This window comes from Winogradskyella sp. PE311, from assembly GCF_046545555.1.
GTDB lineage: Bacteria > Bacteroidota > Bacteroidia > Flavobacteriales > Flavobacteriaceae > Winogradskyella.
This window is the reverse complement of record NZ_JBHZTH010000001.1, coordinates 1,051,166-1,069,471: the sequence shown is the minus strand read 5'-3', so window position 1 is coordinate 1,069,471 and position 18,306 is coordinate 1,051,166. Positions and strand designations below refer to the sequence as shown.

General features: G+C 33.0%; 13 protein-coding genes. 2 read left to right on the top strand and 11 right to left on the bottom strand.

The window, feature by feature from the left end; translation table 11 throughout:
• Positions 1-50: 50 nt before the first annotated feature.
• The gene (locus tag ACFWU4_RS04490; protein WP_411125287.1) at positions 51-1,613 is read right to left on the bottom strand and encodes a protein adenylyltransferase SelO; all 1,563 of its coding nucleotides are present in this window, start codon (positions 1,611-1,613) and stop codon (positions 51-53) included.
• A gap of 124 nt (positions 1,614-1,737) precedes the next feature.
• Here ACFWU4_RS04490 and ACFWU4_RS04485 point away from each other — a divergent pair, with 124 nt between their 5' ends.
• A complete protein-coding gene (locus ACFWU4_RS04485) occupies positions 1,738-2,970 on the top strand; it encodes a Pycsar system effector family protein (RefSeq protein ID WP_411125285.1) in 1,233 nt (410 codons plus the stop codon).
• Here the strand turns inward: ACFWU4_RS04485 and ACFWU4_RS04480 are convergent.
• From ACFWU4_RS04480 to pgmB, 6 genes are all read right to left on the bottom strand, one after another.
• Positions 2,967-5,339: a GAF domain-containing protein gene (locus ACFWU4_RS04480; protein ID WP_411125283.1), complete on the bottom strand. Its 2,373-nt coding sequence runs from the start codon at positions 5,337-5,339 to the stop codon at positions 2,967-2,969. The genes ACFWU4_RS04485 and ACFWU4_RS04480 overlap by 4 nt on opposite strands.
• 98 nt (positions 5,340-5,437) lie before the next feature.
• The gene (locus ACFWU4_RS04475) at positions 5,438-7,108 is read right to left on the bottom strand and encodes an alpha-amylase family glycosyl hydrolase (protein ID WP_411125281.1); all 1,671 of its coding nucleotides are present in this window, start codon (positions 7,106-7,108) and stop codon (positions 5,438-5,440) included.
• Positions 7,109-7,112: 4 nt separating this feature from the next.
• On the bottom strand, positions 7,113-8,987 hold the full coding sequence (locus ACFWU4_RS04470; RefSeq protein WP_411125279.1) for an alpha-amylase family glycosyl hydrolase: 1,875 nt from the start codon (positions 8,985-8,987) through the stop codon (positions 7,113-7,115).
• A gap of 16 nt (positions 8,988-9,003) precedes the next feature.
• Positions 9,004-9,966, bottom strand: coding sequence for an alpha/beta hydrolase (locus tag ACFWU4_RS04465; RefSeq protein ID WP_411125277.1), 963 nt, complete (start codon positions 9,964-9,966; stop codon positions 9,004-9,006).
• Positions 9,967-9,997: 31 nt separating this feature from the next.
• A complete protein-coding gene (locus ACFWU4_RS04460; RefSeq protein ID WP_411125275.1) occupies positions 9,998-12,304 on the bottom strand; it encodes a glycoside hydrolase family 65 protein in 2,307 nt (768 codons plus the stop codon).
• A gap of 9 nt (positions 12,305-12,313) precedes the next feature.
• Positions 12,314-12,970 carry a beta-phosphoglucomutase gene (gene pgmB, locus ACFWU4_RS04455; protein ID WP_411125273.1) on the bottom strand — a complete coding sequence of 219 codons (657 nt, stop codon included), beginning with the start codon at positions 12,968-12,970 and terminating at the stop codon, positions 12,314-12,316.
• Between the two features lie 184 nt (positions 12,971-13,154).
• Here pgmB and ACFWU4_RS04450 point away from each other — a divergent pair, with 184 nt between their 5' ends.
• Positions 13,155-13,538: a DUF4174 domain-containing protein gene (locus ACFWU4_RS04450; protein WP_411125271.1), complete on the top strand. Its 384-nt coding sequence runs from the start codon at positions 13,155-13,157 to the stop codon at positions 13,536-13,538.
• A gap of 118 nt (positions 13,539-13,656) precedes the next feature.
• On the opposite strand, the gene ACFWU4_RS04445 is transcribed toward ACFWU4_RS04450, so the two are convergent.
• Genes ACFWU4_RS04445 through ACFWU4_RS04430 form a run of 4 tightly spaced genes read right to left on the bottom strand, consistent with a single transcriptional unit; the run spans position 13,657 to position 18,303 of the window.
• Entirely contained in the window at positions 13,657-14,718 is a 1,062-nt protein-coding gene (locus tag ACFWU4_RS04445; protein WP_411125269.1) for a formylglycine-generating enzyme family protein, read from the bottom strand.
• A 51-nt stretch (positions 14,719-14,769) separates the two neighbouring features.
• The gene (locus ACFWU4_RS04440) at positions 14,770-15,672 is read right to left on the bottom strand and encodes an aldose 1-epimerase (RefSeq protein ID WP_411125267.1); all 903 of its coding nucleotides are present in this window, start codon (positions 15,670-15,672) and stop codon (positions 14,770-14,772) included.
• 53 nt (positions 15,673-15,725) lie between these two features.
• Positions 15,726-17,117 carry a purine-cytosine permease family protein gene (locus ACFWU4_RS04435; RefSeq protein WP_411125265.1) on the bottom strand — a complete coding sequence of 464 codons (1,392 nt, stop codon included), beginning with the start codon at positions 17,115-17,117 and terminating at the stop codon, positions 15,726-15,728.
• A 37-nt stretch (positions 17,118-17,154) separates the two neighbouring features.
• Positions 17,155-18,303, bottom strand: coding sequence for an alpha-hydroxy-acid oxidizing protein (locus ACFWU4_RS04430; RefSeq protein WP_411125263.1), 1,149 nt, complete (start codon positions 18,301-18,303; stop codon positions 17,155-17,157).
• Positions 18,304-18,306: the final 3 nt, after the last annotated feature.

Below are 18,306 nucleotides of genomic sequence, written 5' to 3'. Positions count from 1 at the left end.
ATTTTTATTCTTTTATATTTATTAAAGGCTCTCTCGCAGAAGTACTCATTTTAAGAACTACAAGACAACATTGAACAACCTACTTTGTGTCTTGCCCACTCGGGCCTTTTAGCAAACCATTTTTCATTTAATGGCTGCTCATCGTATGGCTTTTTTAGTAGTTCAAACAACTCGTTTATTAAATCATATTTGTTCTTGTTAGCTTCATCTATAGCTAATTGTGCCATATAGTTTCTAAGCACATATTTGGGATTAATTCTGTTCATTTTAGCCTTTCTATCAGTAGCACTTAAAATCTCTTTGTGTAACCTTTGGTCGTATTTTTTAAACCAAACTTTCCATTGTTTTAAAATTGCTTCTTTAAGATCTTCTGGCTTATAAAATGCGTCATAGACAATATCTACACCCTTATCAGAAAAGCCTTTTTTATAGTTAGACAAAAGTCTAAAGAAAATTGTCATATCAGTTTCCCATTGCAATAAACAATCCTCTAAATCAGAAATTAATTTAGCATCATTCTCATCTTGAATTTCTAGTCCTAATTTAGATCTCATCATTTGAAGTGATTTAGCTTCAAAATCTGTTTGATATTGGTTTAATATAGTCTCAAAAGGTTCCGCCTCTTCAACTAAGGCATATAATGCATTGGCAAGTTGTAATAAATTCCATAATCCAATATTTGGCTGATTACCGTAGCGATAACGTTTATTTTGTTTATCGGTAGTATTTGGCGTCCAGCCAAAATCAAAACCCTCTAACCAACCATAAGGCCCATAATCTATGGTTAATCCGAGTATGGACATATTATCAGTATTCATTACTCCATGCACAAAACCGACACGCTGCCAGTGAATAATCATTTTTAGAGTTCTGTTTGCTACTTCTCTAAAAAACATTATATAGGTTTCCTTTGATGGCTTCCCTAGTTCTGGGTAGAAGTATTTGATGGTATAATCTGTAAGTTTTTTTAAATTCTTTATGTCATTTCTAGCTGCAAACAATTCAAAATTACCAAATCGAATAAAGGATGGAGCAACTCTGCTAACTATAGCACCTTTTTCATAATCTGCATTTCCATCATAAAGCATATCTCTTAACACATTCTCACCAGACAACATTAAACTTAGAGCTCTAGTTGTTGGTACACCTAAATAAAACATAGCTTCACTACATAAATATTCTCTTACAGATGATCTTAGTACGGCTAATCCGTCTCCTTGTCGTGAATAAGGAGTCTCGCCAGCACCTTTTAGTTGCAATGCCCAACGCTTATTATTATGCTCTATTTCAAACAAATTAATGGCTCTACCATCTCCCAATTGCCCTGCCCAATTACCAAATTGATGACCAGCATAAGCCATCGCATATGGTCTTGTTTTTGGATAGACTTTAGCGCCTGAAAAAATGGATATAAATTCATCTGAATTAATATCTGGAGAATCTAAACCTATTTCATTCAGAATTTGGTTTGATGTATGAACCAATTTGGGGTCCTTAGGCGGTTTGGGTTTTACATAAGAATGTGTAGCTTCAAAAACTTTACGCCTGCTATTTATTTGATTTGAATCTGATGGCAATTCCTTACTAAAAGTATCTTTTATATTTAATTTCATATATTGAGAAAACGCTATTAAACATTCATTACTTTGACCTTAATAGGAATGTTTCGCTAAGTTACTAATTCGCATATCATATGACTAACAAATAATTCTTAAATTAGCGTTTTTACAATATTCTATGGAAACCATTTTAGAAGAATCTCAAAAGTACGTTATCAACTATTTAAATGATAATTTAGATACTTCATTTGTATATCACAACCTATCGCACACACAGCGTGTCGTTGGTAAAGTTGAGGAATTAATTAAAGAAAGTTCTTTAACAAAAAAACAGGAGTTCCAACTCTTAACTGCCGCTTGGTTTCATGACATTGGGTTTACAAAAATTATAAATGGGCACGAAAAAGAAAGTGTAAAAATAGCCACTGCATTTCTTAATTCTCAAAACGTTTCTGATGACGACATTAAAGTAATTTCAGAAATTATTATGGCGACTGAAATGAATTATGAGCCTACAAACGAATTAGAGGGTTTAATTAAAGACGCTGATTGCGCTCACATCTCCAGTAAAAAATATAATGACTATGCCTCTTTACTAAGAAAAGAATGGGAACTTACCAAGGATAAGAAATCTACTAAGTCGGAATGGCTTCAAGAAAATATTGATTTTTTGACTAATCATACATTTCACTCTTCAATCGCCACAAAAAAATGGCAAAAAAGAAAAGGAAAAAATCTTGCTAGTCTTATTCAAGATCAGAACAAAGTCAAAGAAAATACTGCGAAGTTAAAACAGAAAAAAGCTGAGTTACAATTTAAAAAACAAAAGCTAGACTTACCAGATCGCGGTATTGAGACCATGTTTAGGGTTGCATTAAGAAATCATATTACGTTGAGTGATATTGCGGATACTAAAGCTAATATATTGCTATCTGTTAATGCCATTATAATCTCGTTAGTACTCTCTAATTTGGTATCTAAACTAGATAATCCTTCTAACGGTTATTTGATTTGGCCAACAGCTATTTTTGCACTATCTACCGTGATTTCGATTATTTTATCGGTACTCGCAACTCGACCAAATGTAAGTGGAGGTAAATTCACTAAAGAAGATGTTGCCAACAAAAAAGTAAATCTTTTGTTTTTCGGAAATTTTCATAAAATGAAGTTAGATGAATTTGAATGGGCTATGCAAGAAATGATGCAGGACAAAGATTATCTGTATGGTTCATTAACCAAAGATTTATATTTCTTAGGTTTAGTTTTAAACAGAAAGTATAATTTATTAAGGCTAACTTACACTGTATTTGCCGTAGGAATTATAATTAGCGTAATTGCTTTTGGCATCGCATTTCAATATTCTGGTTCAGCAGCTGACGTAACAGATATTCTCCAAACAACAAATCTTTAAGATTTAATCTCCTTCATTAAGTCATCGTAGGTATAAAAGGCTTTATCATCTTTTTCTTTATGATAAAGCACACTAGCCCGTATTGCCTTTAGGCCTGTTACAGCTTGTAAATCTTGAAGCTCTACGATCTCTAAATCATCATCTAAGTACTTTTTAGATTGTAAAAATTTTACATACCTGAGATATTCTCTCTCATCCTCCTTCTGAGAATAAACAATACTAATTTTACCCTTTTGAGTTACACGTTCTGTCGTACCTTTTATATAAGCCTTATCAACTCGTTTTTTTACAATTTCATAACGTGCATTATAAGTACCGTCAACATCAAATTGTTTTTCGTCCATTCTAAAGCTTATAGATAATGGCTGATTAAATACCAATATCATAGATGCCACATCGAGAGGTACAGGGAAATCAGTTTGCATTTGATAATAAGCATTTTCCATTTCTACCATTACCTGTAATTGCCATAATCTTAAATTATACAGATATATAGGATTAAAGCTATCTTCTTTTGTAAGTGACTCGCCTATGTACATATTGTGCTCTACACCATCTGTTTTAAAGCGCTCAAAATAGTGTGGATACATTAGTTGGGCTTCCGCTTGTTTTTGATCTAGAAGAGCAGCCATTTCTTTATTAATTAAGGCAATTGTATCATCGTACTGTTTTCTGTGGTGATAAAGTACATCTACGTCATCATCTATTTTATTAAAGTAGTCATCGACAAGACCTTTTAAACTATCTTTAGTATAAAGGTGTTTTAATAATGGCTCTGCGTCGTCCTTTATGAATCTTGAAATCTGATGTTCACTATCAACTTGAAAATTGGATGAAAGACCTTTTAGAAAGTCAGTAATTTGATATGTATACTGTTCATAAATTGGCAACCCTTCTAAATTAGTAGCTGCCTCCAAGACTTCATTTATAGATGTAAGCTGTAACGTTAAGTCTTGTTGTGTTGCCCAATTTCTAGCTTCAGAAGACCCCTTAATATCTATTTGTCCATAGAGAGGATATATATTCTCAAACGCAATTTTATTAAAGTTAGGTTCTTTACCACTCATTTGATCTTTAATAAAAATCTTAGCTTCTTTTTCAAATCTCCAATGTACACTTGGATGTATTGATGTACACTCCTTCTGAATGATTGCCTCTATTAAATTCTCTTCTTCATTTTGAGATCTTTCTACGGCAGATATTATAAAGGGCATTACATCTACTAACTTATTTGCATTTATACTATTTAACGCCTTCGGTGCTTTAGATACAATTTCTAGAATACCCATTAAACCATTTTCATTAGCTATAGGGGCAAATATTGCACTTTTGTAACCTTGTTGATGCAGCACTTTTATATGTGCTGCTTTGCCTTGAGAACGCTTATAGTCTCTTGCAATATCTGACACAGAAAAATATTTATTTTCGTTTAAAAGTCTATTATAAGACCATTCACATAAGGCCTCTGAACATGGTTTACTATCTAAATCATTGAGTAAAAAACTATTCATCCCAACACCATAAACGCGCTCAAATGATTGTTCTACATGATTAAAAATAGAAAAACCAACTTCTAAATCTGTAAGACCAAATAATGATTGAAAAATTTCGTAAAAACTCTGCATAAAACTTTCATCATTACGCTTGTCTTCACCGATTAAAGATGACTTAATGTTTGAGATAGATTGATCATCTGTAACATCAAAAATATTTGATATCACAAATCCTTTAAACTCATAAGTATTTGGTGGAAATTTTTCTTTCCAAAGTTCAATATTTTCAAAATTATCTAGTAATTCATCATAATCTTTCTGCGTAATTTTAGGTGCATTCTTTTTTGGTACAATCTCGGTAAAATCTGCATTATATAATATTTTATAATAACGCATAATACCATTTGCATCTGGTATTTCATAAAAAAATGGCCTTTTAAAATTTAAATTATACCCATAACAAAAGTTAAGAATTATTGTACATGCTATTATATACCTTTGGTCAGTCGGCATGTTCTTCATCTGCAACTCAAAATCATCTCCGGCAGTTTCTAAAATAGACTTGAAACGTTTAGAGGAGTTAAAGATAATATCTTGAAAAGGCACTGAAGCCGTCTTTATTTCATTTCTAGAAAGAATAGGGCTAAAAGAATCTTGTAAAATACCTTCAATCTCTTTTTCGTAGGTATTCAGTAAATTTAAATCACTAAATCCATCTCTAAGAATAGGATTATCATCGGCAATTTTTAATACACGACGTGCATTGGCGGCAATAAAATCATTATCAGCTTCTATTAAATTTTGATACTGATTTAAAAGCTTATTAAAGCTAACTTTTATGATTAAAGGGGAATCTATGTTATCGTTAATATCCATAACGTAATAATTTTACTAAGTAAAGTTAATGATTATTTAGGTGTGTCGCTAAATAGTAGACGCCCTTACCTAAATTTTGTTACGAATAAACAAGTAAATTATTGCTTTTCTAGTAATACAATATTAAACTCAGTGTCTATAGTAATGCTTCCATTTATTACTTCAGCTATTTTATTAGAATAAGCATCACGAATTTTATCCCCTTCCTTAAAGACATCAGCTATATTAATAGTTTTAGAACCTTTGGGTAAGTCTAAACCAACAGCTACTTTATCTTCATAATCATCTTTTTTGAAAACTCTTTTAAAATAATAAGGCGATTCAGAAATCATAGTATGGACACCAGCACCAAGAGCAGGATGATTTGCTCTAAACTTTCCTAATTTTTGCCAATGTGCTAAAACTTGCTTCGTTCTTGGACGCTTAGCAATAGAGTCCCAATTCATAAATGAACGTAATGTTGCATCTCCTTCTGTTCCTGATATAACTAAAGATCTCGAAGATTCATCTCCATAGTATACTTGCGAGGTTCCTGGCGATAATAATAATCGTGTTGCAGTTTCAAATGGTTTCTTTCTAGTTTTATCAAAAGGACTCCCATCATCATGAGAAGTCAAATAATTTAACGTACCAAAGTCTTTTAATACACCATTTAGTGTGTCTGAATATTTCTTGAATGATTCTTCATAACTTAATTCTTTAGAATTCCATTTAAACTCAAAGTTGATTAAACTATGAAAGCTTGGTGGATTAAAATAATTAACTTTTCTATCACCAAAATCATAAAATTGACCACTACTAATATTATAATTATAAATTTCACCTACCAAATAAAAGGTATTATCATCTAGTACCTTTTCTGGATTATTTTTCTTGTATTCTGAAAATGCGTAATCGCATTCCACCTTAAATTCTTGCCACACATATTCTTCAGTATGCTTTACGGTATCTACTCTATAACCATCGACACCGAATTCAGTTATATAATCTGTTAACCATTTCATGATATAAAAACGTGGTGCTCTTGGATGACCTGTACGTTCAAAAAAATCGTCTAACTCCTTTACTTCTTGCTCATATCGTCCTTCCGCTTTCCATTTGTCTACTAACTGTGGTGGTAAGTCTACATTGTCGTTAGATTCCGTTCTAATATCCGGAAGATTCGCCACTAATGTACAAGTCACTGTATTATCGTAGCTGTCGAAAGTGCATTTCTTATCAGTTCTAACCCATTCATCTGGCCAAGCAGTATCCTTTTCAGTTACTGGACCTGTATGATTGATAACAGCATCTAAAACAATGCGTATACCCTTCGAATGTGCTTCTTTTACCAACTCATGTAAATCCTCTTTTGTTCCAAAATTAGGATCTATCTGTGTCCAATCTTTTGCCCAATAGCCGTGAAATCCATAGGTTACACCTGTACCTTCATCAGTACCATCATGTATCTGCTCCACTATTGGTGTCATCCATATGGCATTGATTCCTAAATCTGTAAAATAGCCATCTTTAACTTTTTGAGTTATACCCTTGATATCACCGCCTTTAAATCCACGAAGTTTTGCGGTCTCTTTGGTCCTTTTAAAATTAATATCATTAGAAGTATCACCATTATTAAATCTATCGGTTAGTAAAAAATATAAATTAGCACCTTCCCAAACAAAAGGTGTTTCTAATTCTGGTATAGCTTCATTCTTTGCTAAATCAGAATTGTTTTTACAATTGGCTAACATAATACTCAGTATTACAATGATGATTACTTTTTTCATTGGATTAATTTATTTTAAGAATAAATGATTCTAGTGGTTTAATATCAATTCGAATTTTAGCATTACCATTATCGATTTTTAATGTAGAAACATATGCATTATATAATTGGTCTTTAACTTCATATTCTCCATCTTTTAGTTTTAGCTTCTCAACTAAATCCTCCGGTAATTGCAATTCAAAACCATAGGTGTTCTCTGCGTTAAAATTTGAAATAACAATAAGTTTTTCATCAGCACCATAACGTACAAATGATACGACCTTATCATTGTACCATTCTGTATTATTTATATTATGCCAATGGATATCGTAATAATTGCCCATTAAAGCAGAACTATTTATGGTAAAATTTAAGAGACGTTTGTAAAAATCTCTGAGCTGTATTTCTCCTTCTTTAGATTGTCCTCCATCAAACTTTTTATTGTTCACCCAACGTGCTTGGCTTGGTACTGAACCATAATCGAAAATCGAAGTTCTTGTTGGGTCTCCAAAACCCAGATCTTCCGTTCCAGGCTCACCAAACTCTTGCGCAAAATAAAGCATTGTTGGTGCAGTAGAAGACGTTGCAGAAACTACCATTGCTGGCTTCCCTTTATTTGCATCACCAGCAAAATCGGGACTTGCAATCCGCTGCTCATCATGGTTCTCTAAGAAATGAAGCATGTGGTGTTCAATATCTCTTAATTCGTCTAAAATAGGTGCTATATTGTTTGTACTCCCATGCCCTTGCATTATATGTTTTATAGTGTCATATAGCTGAACTTTATCATACAAATAATCCATTTTCCCTCTTCTAATGTAATCTCTATAGAGGCTTGGGTTGTAAACCTCAGCAAGCAAAAAAGCATCTGAATTTTTCATTTTAACATGCGAATTCATGTAGCTCCAAAATTCTACAGGCACCATTTCTGCCATATCATAACGAAAACCATCAACACCTTTTGCTGTCCAATACAAGGCTATATCCTTAAACTTCACCCAAGAACTTGGCACAACTTTATCTTTCCAAAAATCAAAGTGTTTTTCATAATCTTCATTTTCAAAACCTTCTGGTAACGTATCGAAATCTTTTCGTCCATCCGGACTTACTCCATAATTTACTTTCACAGTTTCATACCAATCATTGATATCTGGTTGCGATGCCCTAGAACCATTTCCTGTCCATTTTGCAGGTATTTCTTCAAATTTACCATCAGCTAAAACATGTAAATTACCACCTAGAGGCTGATATCCATGTTTCCATTCTGGCACTTTAAACGATTCATTAGGGTTGTAATAAAAATTGTTATTTACATGATAAGTCACAGTTTTATTATCTTCAGCACCAAAATCAGTAGTTCCTTCCGGATTGGTTAAACTCCCATAGTTTCTTGCGACATGATTTGGAACGATGTCAATGATTACTTTCAATCCTGCTTTATGAGATCTCTCAATTAAAGCTTCAAATTCTTCTAATCTGTTTTCAACATTTACAGCCAAATCGGGATTTACATTGTAATAATCTTTAACTGCATAAGGTGAACCAGCACGTCCCTTTACAATATCAGGATCGTCATTAGAAATACCATATTTAGTATAATCTGTTATAACATTATGATGTGGCACACCTGTATACCAAATATGTGTCACTCCTAAATCCTTAATTTCTTTTAGAGCTTTATTAGTGAAGTCATTAAACTTACCCACTCCATTTTCCTCTAGCGTTCCCCAAGGTTTATTTGTGGTATTTGTATTTCCAAATAACCTCGTAAAAACTTGATAAACGACTTCCTTTTTCTTCATTTGTAATTTAGCTTCTTTCTTTTGAGGTAACTCCTTAGCTTCATTTTTACAACCAAAAAATAAAGCCAATACGATTAGAATTAAAATCGAATTCTTCATACGACTAAAGTTAAACTTATTCTCCTAATAAAAATAATATAGGTTGATCTAAACGTTGGCTCCAAGACTTTCCTGAATGATCAGTTCCTTCAAAATATAAGTTCTTTGAATCTTCACTAGAATATCCTTTTGCTTCTAATATTTTATCTACCGTAGGTGCAAATTTTGGATAATGCTGATCTAATGTTTTATTCCCGTAATCAAAATACAACTTGTGCGCACCTGCTTTTGGTAAATTAGCCTCCATATATTTAAATATAGCACCAGGATGAGGGTTATTAGGTGACGGCATTGCACCTACCCAATGAGTTGATAAGCAAGCTGCACCAGCAAAAACATCTGGATATTCTGATATCGCATACATAGACATTAAGCCTCCCATACTAGAACCCATAATAAATGTACTTTCCCTGTTTGTCGCTACTGAAAATTGAGTATCGATAACAGGTTTTAATTCTTTAACTAAAAATTGCAGATATTCATCACCTTTAAAATTGACATTAAAATTACTTTTCTTAGCCAAATCAATTAAAGAGTCTTTCACCTTAACATTCATATATCCCATAGCTTTTTCAGGATATAGATCTTGCCATCGGATTTGAGGAATGTTATGTATTGCTACAACTATAAAATCTTTCGTTTTTTCTTCAGTCATCAACTTAGTAGCCCACTCATCTACCTTCCATTCTTGTTTACTCCAAGTCGCTGTAGAATCGAATAAATTTTGACCATCGTGCATATAAAGCACACTATACTTTTTATCTTCTGAATAATTTTGTGGTAACCAAACATCGACTGGTCTAGTTGTAATATAGTCTGATGCTATACTATCGGCACGATATAAACTCCCACTAGATAATGTAGCGTCTTCGAGTTTTCTAAATTCTATTATTGATGAATTTTCTGCTTTTAAATCTAGAGTTATAAAACTCGTTATAGTAACAATAACTGATAATGTAATGATTAAAATTTGTTTCATAATTCTAGATTTTATTAAATAATTCTTCTACTTAAACAGTAACCTTTTGGCCTGGTGAAATAGTAACATTTTCACCCTTAACTGAAATTTTCAAGTCTTGAGTTCCTTCTAAATGAAATATAGTTTCTTTCTGACTCACCTCTGCCTTTATAATTTGATCTCTAAAGTTAACTTTAAATGAATAGGCTTCCCATTCTTTAGGAATTTTAGGTTCAAACGTTAAGGTATCATTCTTCACACGCATTCCTCCAAAACCTTCAACGATACTCATCCAAGTTCCTGCCATTGAGGTAATGTGCAATCCTTCATGTACCTCATGGTTATAATCATCTAAATCTAAACGCGATGTTCTAAGGTAAAACGTATAAGCCTGATCCATGCGATCTAACTTAGCAGCCTGAATACTATGAACGCATGGCGATAATGAACTTTCGTGTACTGTGAAAGGCTCATAAAAATCGAAATGACGCTCTAATTCTTCAGTTGTGAATTGGTCTTCAAAAAAGTAAAAGCCTTGAAGCGTATCTGCTTGTTTAATATATGGGGATCTTAAAATGCGATCCCAAGACCATTTCTGATTGATAGGTCTTTGAGAACTATCTAAATCAGCAACCGTGATTAATTCTTTATCTAAAAAGCCATCTTGCTGTAAATAGACATCGTGTTTTTCTGAATAAGGGAAAAACATATTATCTGCGACTTTTCTCCAATGAGACAATTCCTCGTGAGTGATTTTTGTTTTTCCAGTAATACGATGATAATCTTCAGAATAACCATCTTTAACCTTATCAATACAGTCTAAAGCGTAATTAATAGACCATTGTGCCAGATAATTAGTGTACCAATTATTATTGACGTTATTTTCATATTCATTAGGACCTGTAACTCCTAAAATCACATACTTATCCTTGTCTGTAGAAAATGTTGCGCGTTGATGCCAAAAACGAGCAATGCCGATAAGCACTTCTAGTCCCATTTCTGGGATATAACTAAAATCCCCTGTATATCTATAATAATTGAAAATTGCAAATGCAATAGCACCATTTCTGTGAATCTCTTCAAATGTAATTTCCCATTCGTTATGGCATTCTTCACCATTCATGGTTACCATTGGATACAATGCGGCCCCATTTTTAAATCCTAATTTTTCAGCATTTTCAATAGCCTTTTCTAAATGTTTATAACGATAGGTTAAAAGTGTCCTTGCAACACTCTGATCTTTAGTTGCCATATAAAACGGAATACAATATGCTTCTGTGTCCCAATAGGTACTTCCTCCATATTTTTCTCCAGTAAATCCTTTTGGCCCAATATTTAATTGTGCATCTGTACCTAAATAGGTCTGGTTGAGATGAAAAATATTAAACCGAATACCTTGTTGTGCTTTTACATCTCCATCAATGGTTATATCTGCAGTCTCCCAAATCTTAGCCCAAGCCTTTTTTTGTGCTTCTAAAAGTTGAGAAAAACCTGCTGTAACGGCTTTGTCTAAAACTGTTTTAGATGCTTTTACTAGCTCATTTTGGTTATGATTTCTATCTACCGTATAGCCACCAAATTTATTTATTGATAAAGACTCACCTTTACCAACAGATTTGCTGTAAGTAAATGCAATATCAGTCTCTGATTGATCAACTTTAGGTGAAACCTCTATAGCCTTCCCATTATGAAATACATGTGATTGCATAAATGTACAAGTATGAAAATTGGTCTTCATTGTCTTAGATTCAACAAAAGCTTGTCCGCCCTTCTCAGAAATACTTTTTATGTCCCAAAATTTATCGTCCCAATTAGTATCTTCATTTGTGATACCAGCATCTAAATATGGTTGAAACGTGATTTCAGCATCAGAATTTAAAAGGGTAACCGAGTAATCAATGGCTCCTAGTTCATCTAACTCTAAACTCAAGAATCGTTTTACATTAACCTCAATTTCTATATTATTTTGAAGTATTGCCGAAAAACTTCTAGACAACCAACCTTCTTTCATGTTGAGCTCTCTTCTAAAGTTTTTTATAGACTTGCACGTATTTAAATCTAATTCTTCTTTATTAACAATAACATTAACACCAATCCAATTGGGAGCATTTAATACTTTAGCAAAGTATTCTGGATATCCATTTTTCCACCAACCAACACGAGTCTTATCGGGATAATAGACGCCTGCAATATAACTTCCTTGAAACGTTGCACCCGAATAAGATTCTTCAAAATTTGCACGCTGACCCATTGCCCCATTTCCAAGACTAAACAAACTTTCTGATGCTTTTACGTGGTCCGCATCAAAACCTTCTTCTATAATTGACCAATTATCTGGTTTTATATAATCTAAATTCATCTGTAATACTTAATTATTAATAAGGTCATTTAAAAATGCTTCTGAAATCTCGGTGAAATCATTAAACACATATTTAGCATGTCCTAAAACTTCCTTTTTCCCTATACCTATGGATATCATCTCAGCAGAATTTGCAGCTTCAACTCCTGCTACAGAATCTTCAAAAACAATACAATTTTTCGGACTTACATTCAACAATTTCGCCGCAATCAGAAAGACTTCTGGGTCTGGTTTGGCCTTGCTAACATCGTTACCATCTACAATTTGATCAAATTGTTTTCTTAGACTAACGCGCTCTAAAATAGCTCTTGCATTTTTACTTGCAGAGCCTAGAGAAATAGGTTGCTGATTTTTAATTAAAAAATCAAGTACTTTAGGTACATCTGGTAAAATTTCACTTTCGTCCATTTCAGAAATATAACTTAAGTAATCTTCATTCTTTTTACCCATTAAATCTTGGAAATTTTCTTCAGAGATTGTCTTATTTCCCCATGCTAATATTTTCTCTAAAGATTTTACACGGCTTACACCTTTTAATTGTTCATTTTCCTCTTCGGTAAAATCTATATCTAAACTATTTGCTAGCTTTTTCCATGCTAAGAAATGGTATTTAGCAGTGTCTACAATGACACCATCTAAATCGAATATGAATCCTTTTTTGTTCATGAATGTTTATGGTTTATTTAAATTTTAAACATTTGAACAAATTTAAACTAAATGAAGTATTTAAAAAATTATAAATAAACCAAGAAATGCGAACCATTTTAGATTTTAAGATCACTTAATAATTGGTTATCTTTAAAATATGCGATTTACTTTATTTTTTTTAATAATATCTGCAAGTCAGCTAATGAATTCTCAAATCTTAAACTCACATAAATGGGAAGAGCGCGTTGTACTTATCTTATCTCATCAAAACGAATCATCAAAAATTGAAGAGCAGGCAGCCTTGCTTCTCGAAAAGAAGCAAGAACTCTCAGAACGTCGCTTAATTGTTTATATAATTCTTAATAATAAATATAAACAGATAAATACAGATACTAAAGAATGGTTGAAAAATAAGACGCTCAACAAGATTTATAACCCGAAAGACGAAGCTTTCAAAGTTATTTTAATAGGCTTGGACGGATCAATTAAATTAAATCAAAACAGTATTTTAACACCCGAACGTCTATTTTCAACTATTGATGGAATGCCGATGCGAAAGCAGGAACTAAAAAATAAAAATAATTAAACAAGCCTTCTTCGAAACTATACACTTTTAGATAACGTTAAAGCTAGATTTGACTTATACCAAAAGAAATTGATACTATTTATAGTTTGAAAGACTTACGGAATAACTTCTACATTATTTATTTAAGCATATCTGTGGTTGTAACTGTCCTAAAGCCTGAATGATCTGATGCTGAATCTGGACTTACACCCATTCTCGCTGAAATTCTAAAACTTGCACAATATGAAGCATGACATAAAAAAGATCCGCCTTTTATTATATGTTCTTGCTGGTATGGATTACTAGGACTATATGCTTTTTCTGAACCTTTCGGATTATTGAGCACATTAGTTATATCCAATTCTTTGTAATAGTTTACGTTAAATAAATCACTCGTTAGTTCCCAAACATTACCAAGCATATCATATACACCAATTGAATTTGGATCAAAAGATTTTACAGGGGCAATAGAGCCAAAGCCATCTTTAGGCTCGTTTTTAATAGGAAAAATACCTTGCCAAGTATTGGCTTTTTTATCTAAAATATCAGGATTATTGCCCCAAGTATAAATATTATCTAATGAAGCGCCTTGAGCCGCTGCTTCCCATTCTGCTTCTGTTGGTAAACGTCTGTTTGCCCATTTACAATACGCCAAAGCATCCTCAAATGCTATATGTACTACTGGATAATTGTCCTTACCTTCAATAGAGCTATCTGGTCCTTCTGGATGTTTCCAATTTGCGCCAATTTTCCAAGTCCACCATTGTAAATAATTTCCCATAGAAGCTACTTTCTCAACGTTTTTATTAAAAATCAAACTACCTGGTTGCAATATAGAATCGTGTGGTTTTGGTGTTCCTAATGGAAGATCTTTTTTCATCTCATCCCAATTAATAGCTCTTTCTGCAACCGTAATATAATTTGTAGCCTCTACAAAGGTTTTAAATTCCTTATTGGTAACTTCTGTAATATCAATAAAAAAACCATCGACAAAAACTTCATGCGCTGGTTTTTCACGCGGCATGGCATATTTATCACCTACTTTAGCACCTTGAGTAAATGTTTTACTATCTACCCAAACCATACCTTTTGGCACTTCTATTTTAGGAGTACTTTTTACTTCACTTTTACAGGAAGAAAGCAAGAATATGAAAAAAACCACAACACTAAGTTTGGCATTATATAGTATCTTTTGTCTCATAATTATGACTTAATTCTATGAATATTAACGCCTCCTAAATTAAAGAATATTTTAATTATTCTTTATATTTAAAAACCATTCTATTTGATAAGTCTCTTGAGGCTTTAATGTTTTTAAACCCATACCATTATTAAAACTATCCGAAACTCCTGTTGTTGGTTCTATAGCTAGCATATATGGATTTGGTGGTGTGTAAAGTTGTAAAAAACTTTTCTTTTCAGAACTAATAAGCTCTAGTATATATTTTGGTGTTTTAAATTTAATAAGGTTAGATTTTAAAATATAACAATCATCTAACTCTTGATTTTTAACTGTTACTAATCCAAAATTTTCGTCTATCTCTTCACCTGCAGTAATACATCGATCATCTAATTTTAGTTTTTTATTAGAATCAAAAATTACCGAACTATTGTACCTATCGCTGCTCTTAAAATAAGGATGCCAACCTACAGTAAATGGAAATATTTTTGAATCTGTATTTGTGATATCCGCAGTTAAAGTTAATACACTTTCTGTTAACCTATATGTTAATTGAATATTGAAAGTATAAGGAAAACCTACAGAATGTTTAGTTTCTTTGTAAAACAAAACAATTGAAGCATAATCTACTTTTGTTTCACGATGCAATACTTCAAATTCTTTATTAAAAACTAATCCGTGTAAGGCATTATTAAGTTCGGTTTCATTAATAGGAAACTGATAGTTATTGTTTTGAAATGCATAACTACCGTCCTTTATTCTATTAGCGAATGGAAACAAAATAGACGACGCATAGGTACTAGAATATTCTAAGTCCTTCATCTCATTAATAATATGATGACTGCCAATAATTAGTTCTTGTAACCTAGCACCTTGTCTTAAATTTATTTTGGCGAATGTATTTGTTTCAGAATTAGAAATTTCAATGGCATTATGTTTGGTCTTTTCACACTGACATTGTTTTATTCTAAACATATGCTATTAGTTTGACTTTAATTTTTTAAATCTGTGAATTGTAGTAAAAACAACTATCGCTTTTGAAAATATTTACTAAATACCAAAAATAAAATACCGCACAGCAACCAGGCAGGAAGGGTTACGAAAGATAAAAACACATCAAATTGCACAGATATAAAATAGAATAATCCAAAGCTTAATGCCCAAGCCAAAAACACAGATTTATTAAAAGATAAATTTGCGGATTCTGCATAATTCTTTACAATACCTACTTTTTTATGAAAGAAGTGTTCAAAAACGATAATAGCACCAAAAGGAGCTAATATAAAACCGTAAAGCGCTACAAAACCTAAAAGTTTCATTGCAAAAGCTGGAAATAGGCCTGCTATTGTAGCAATCGCTCCGGCAATAATAGTCACCTTAGCAGTTGATAGTTTCGGTAAAATAGCCTGAAATGCTAAACCTGCTCTATAAATAGTAGGGTTTGCTGTGGTCCATCCTGCAAGTACTACTGCTATAATGCCAAAAAACCCAATAGCATTATTTGCCAAAGGACCTGGTGCTACAGGTGGTGCATCGCCATTGCTTAAAAACGCCTGTGCTTCTGGAGACTTCAAATAAACTGCGTACAATAAAGCTGCAGCTATCCAAGCCATGTAGTGACCAACGTACATTCCGGCTGCCGTAGTCCAACCTGCTTTTGCTTTTTTAGCGAATCTGAATACTGACAAATCAGACATACCAATATGCATAGCACCGTTGGCAAACCAAGACCATATAACCACATGCCAAAACGTGAATTTTATTTGCCCTGGAAAAGGCTCTGAGCCTTCTCCCCAAATATTCCAAAAATCTGAAAAACTAGACACACCTAACTGATTAAGTGCCACCACTCCGCAGGCTAAAAACGCAACCACAATAATTGGAGACATCCAATTAGCTGCTTTGGTTACGGTATCATAACCTCTCGCTGCTATTATTGAAATTACAGCACCTATTAATATCACTATTATTACCCAAGTTATTCCATTAGGCATAGTATCGGTAAGTTTAGGCATTGGCATATCAAAAGGAATACCGACTGCTGTAGCAGAAACAGTTATCATAGAACCTGCTAAAAAACAAAAAAGAATACCATTAGCAAGATTGTAACCCGTAACCAATTTTTTACCACAAATTTTCTCTAATTGAAAATATAACGTTAGTCTATTTTTTACAGCAATCTCAGCTGTTAAAAATCTCCAACTTAAAACTGCTAATAAATTTCCTATTAGTAATCCAATAATTAAGTCGAAAGCACTAACACCTGCAGTCAAAAACAATGGCCCAATCATAAATTCAGTTCCGGCTGCGTGCTCACCTGCATACATCCCTATAAAACTTTTCCAGCCTTTAAGTCTTGATTTTGGCACTGGAGTTCTCTCAAATTCTCCTCCTTCAATTTCTTCTATAGCTTCGTTCATATTTATTTGGTTTAGTTAGTCCTTAGTTACTTTTAGATTATTTAATTAAATGCTCAGGAAAATCGCTTGTTTTCTCACAACATAATTGCTCCATAACTTGTTGTAATTCTGTTTTTAATAATGAAATGGTATGATCACCACCCTTGTTTCCTAAAGCTGAGACACCATACATAAATGAACGTCCCATAAAGGTAAATTTAGCACCAGATGCTAATGCTCTCGCCACATCTGGCCCAGAGCGAATACCACTATCCATCATCACCTCAATTTGATCACCATATTTTTCTGCAATAGATGTTAATGGCTTTATTGAAGACTCGCCTGCATCTAATTGTCGTCCTCCATGATTAGAAACAATTATACCATCTAAACCAAGTCTAATGGCTTGCTCCGCATCGTAATGAGAAGCTACACCTTTTAAAACAATTTTACCTTTCCACATATCGCGAATTGGCTTTATCTTTTCTTCGTTTAAACGCCCAGAGAATGTTTCGTCCATAAATTTACCCAATTGCTTTAAGTCTAAACCTTTTGGCATATATGGCAAAAGATTTGCAAAACCAGGAATACCGTACTTCAAGGTTTGCAAACTCCAATGTGGTCTCCCAATGGCTTGTAAAATATTACTAATGTTCATTTTTGGTGGCATAGCCAAACCATTTCTTATATCTCTTGGTCTAAAACCAAAACTCGGTACATCACATAAAATGACTAATACAGGGCATTCTGCGGCTTCTGCTCTTTTTAAAATATCATTTCTTAATTCGTCCTTTGCAGGATGATATAATTGAAACCAAGCTTTCCCCTCTGTTAACTCTGCAGCACGCTCAATACTAGTTGTGGTAACCGTACTTAATATAAATGGGATATTGTGTTTAAAAGCCGCCTTAGCTAAAATCTCTGGCGAATTTGGCCACATAAGACCTTGCAAACCAATTGGTGAAATACCAAATGGTGCATCATATTCTATACCAAATAATTTAGTTTTGGTAGATGAACCTCCATGTTTTCTTAAATAATTTGGTTGTAATTGTACTTCTCTTAATTCTGCCGTGTTTCTAATTAAATTAACATCTTCATTACACCCACCATCCAAATACTCAAAAGCAAATTTTGGAATCTTCTTTTGCGCTTTAGTTCTTAAATCATCAATTGACGGATAACGTGTATCAAACTTTATTGCCATAGC

Coding starts and splice junctions, on each gene's coding strand:
- ACFWU4_RS04490 (WP_411125287.1), bottom strand. CDS start 1,613: ATGAAATTAAATATAAAAGATACTTTTAGTAAGGAATTGCCATCAGAT.
- ACFWU4_RS04485 (WP_411125285.1), top strand. CDS start 1,738: ATGGAAACCATTTTAGAAGAATCTCAAAAGTACGTTATCAACTATTTA.
- ACFWU4_RS04480 (WP_411125283.1), bottom strand. CDS start 5,339: ATGGATATTAACGATAACATAGATTCCCCTTTAATCATAAAAGTTAGC.
- ACFWU4_RS04475 (WP_411125281.1), bottom strand. CDS start 7,108: ATGAAAAAAGTAATCATCATTGTAATACTGAGTATTATGTTAGCCAAT.
- ACFWU4_RS04470 (WP_411125279.1), bottom strand. CDS start 8,987: ATGAAGAATTCGATTTTAATTCTAATCGTATTGGCTTTATTTTTTGGT.
- ACFWU4_RS04465 (WP_411125277.1), bottom strand. CDS start 9,966: ATGAAACAAATTTTAATCATTACATTATCAGTTATTGTTACTATAACG.
- ACFWU4_RS04460 (WP_411125275.1), bottom strand. CDS start 12,304: ATGAATTTAGATTATATAAAACCAGATAATTGGTCAATTATAGAAGAA.
- pgmB (WP_411125273.1), bottom strand. CDS start 12,970: ATGAACAAAAAAGGATTCATATTCGATTTAGATGGTGTCATTGTAGAC.
- ACFWU4_RS04450 (WP_411125271.1), top strand. CDS start 13,155: ATGAATTCTCAAATCTTAAACTCACATAAATGGGAAGAGCGCGTTGTA.
- ACFWU4_RS04445 (WP_411125269.1), bottom strand. CDS start 14,718: ATGAGACAAAAGATACTATATAATGCCAAACTTAGTGTTGTGGTTTTT.
- ACFWU4_RS04440 (WP_411125267.1), bottom strand. CDS start 15,672: ATGTTTAGAATAAAACAATGTCAGTGTGAAAAGACCAAACATAATGCC.
- ACFWU4_RS04435 (WP_411125265.1), bottom strand. CDS start 17,117: ATGAACGAAGCTATAGAAGAAATTGAAGGAGGAGAATTTGAGAGAACT.
- ACFWU4_RS04430 (WP_411125263.1), bottom strand. CDS start 18,303: ATGGCAATAAAGTTTGATACACGTTATCCGTCAATTGATGATTTAAGA.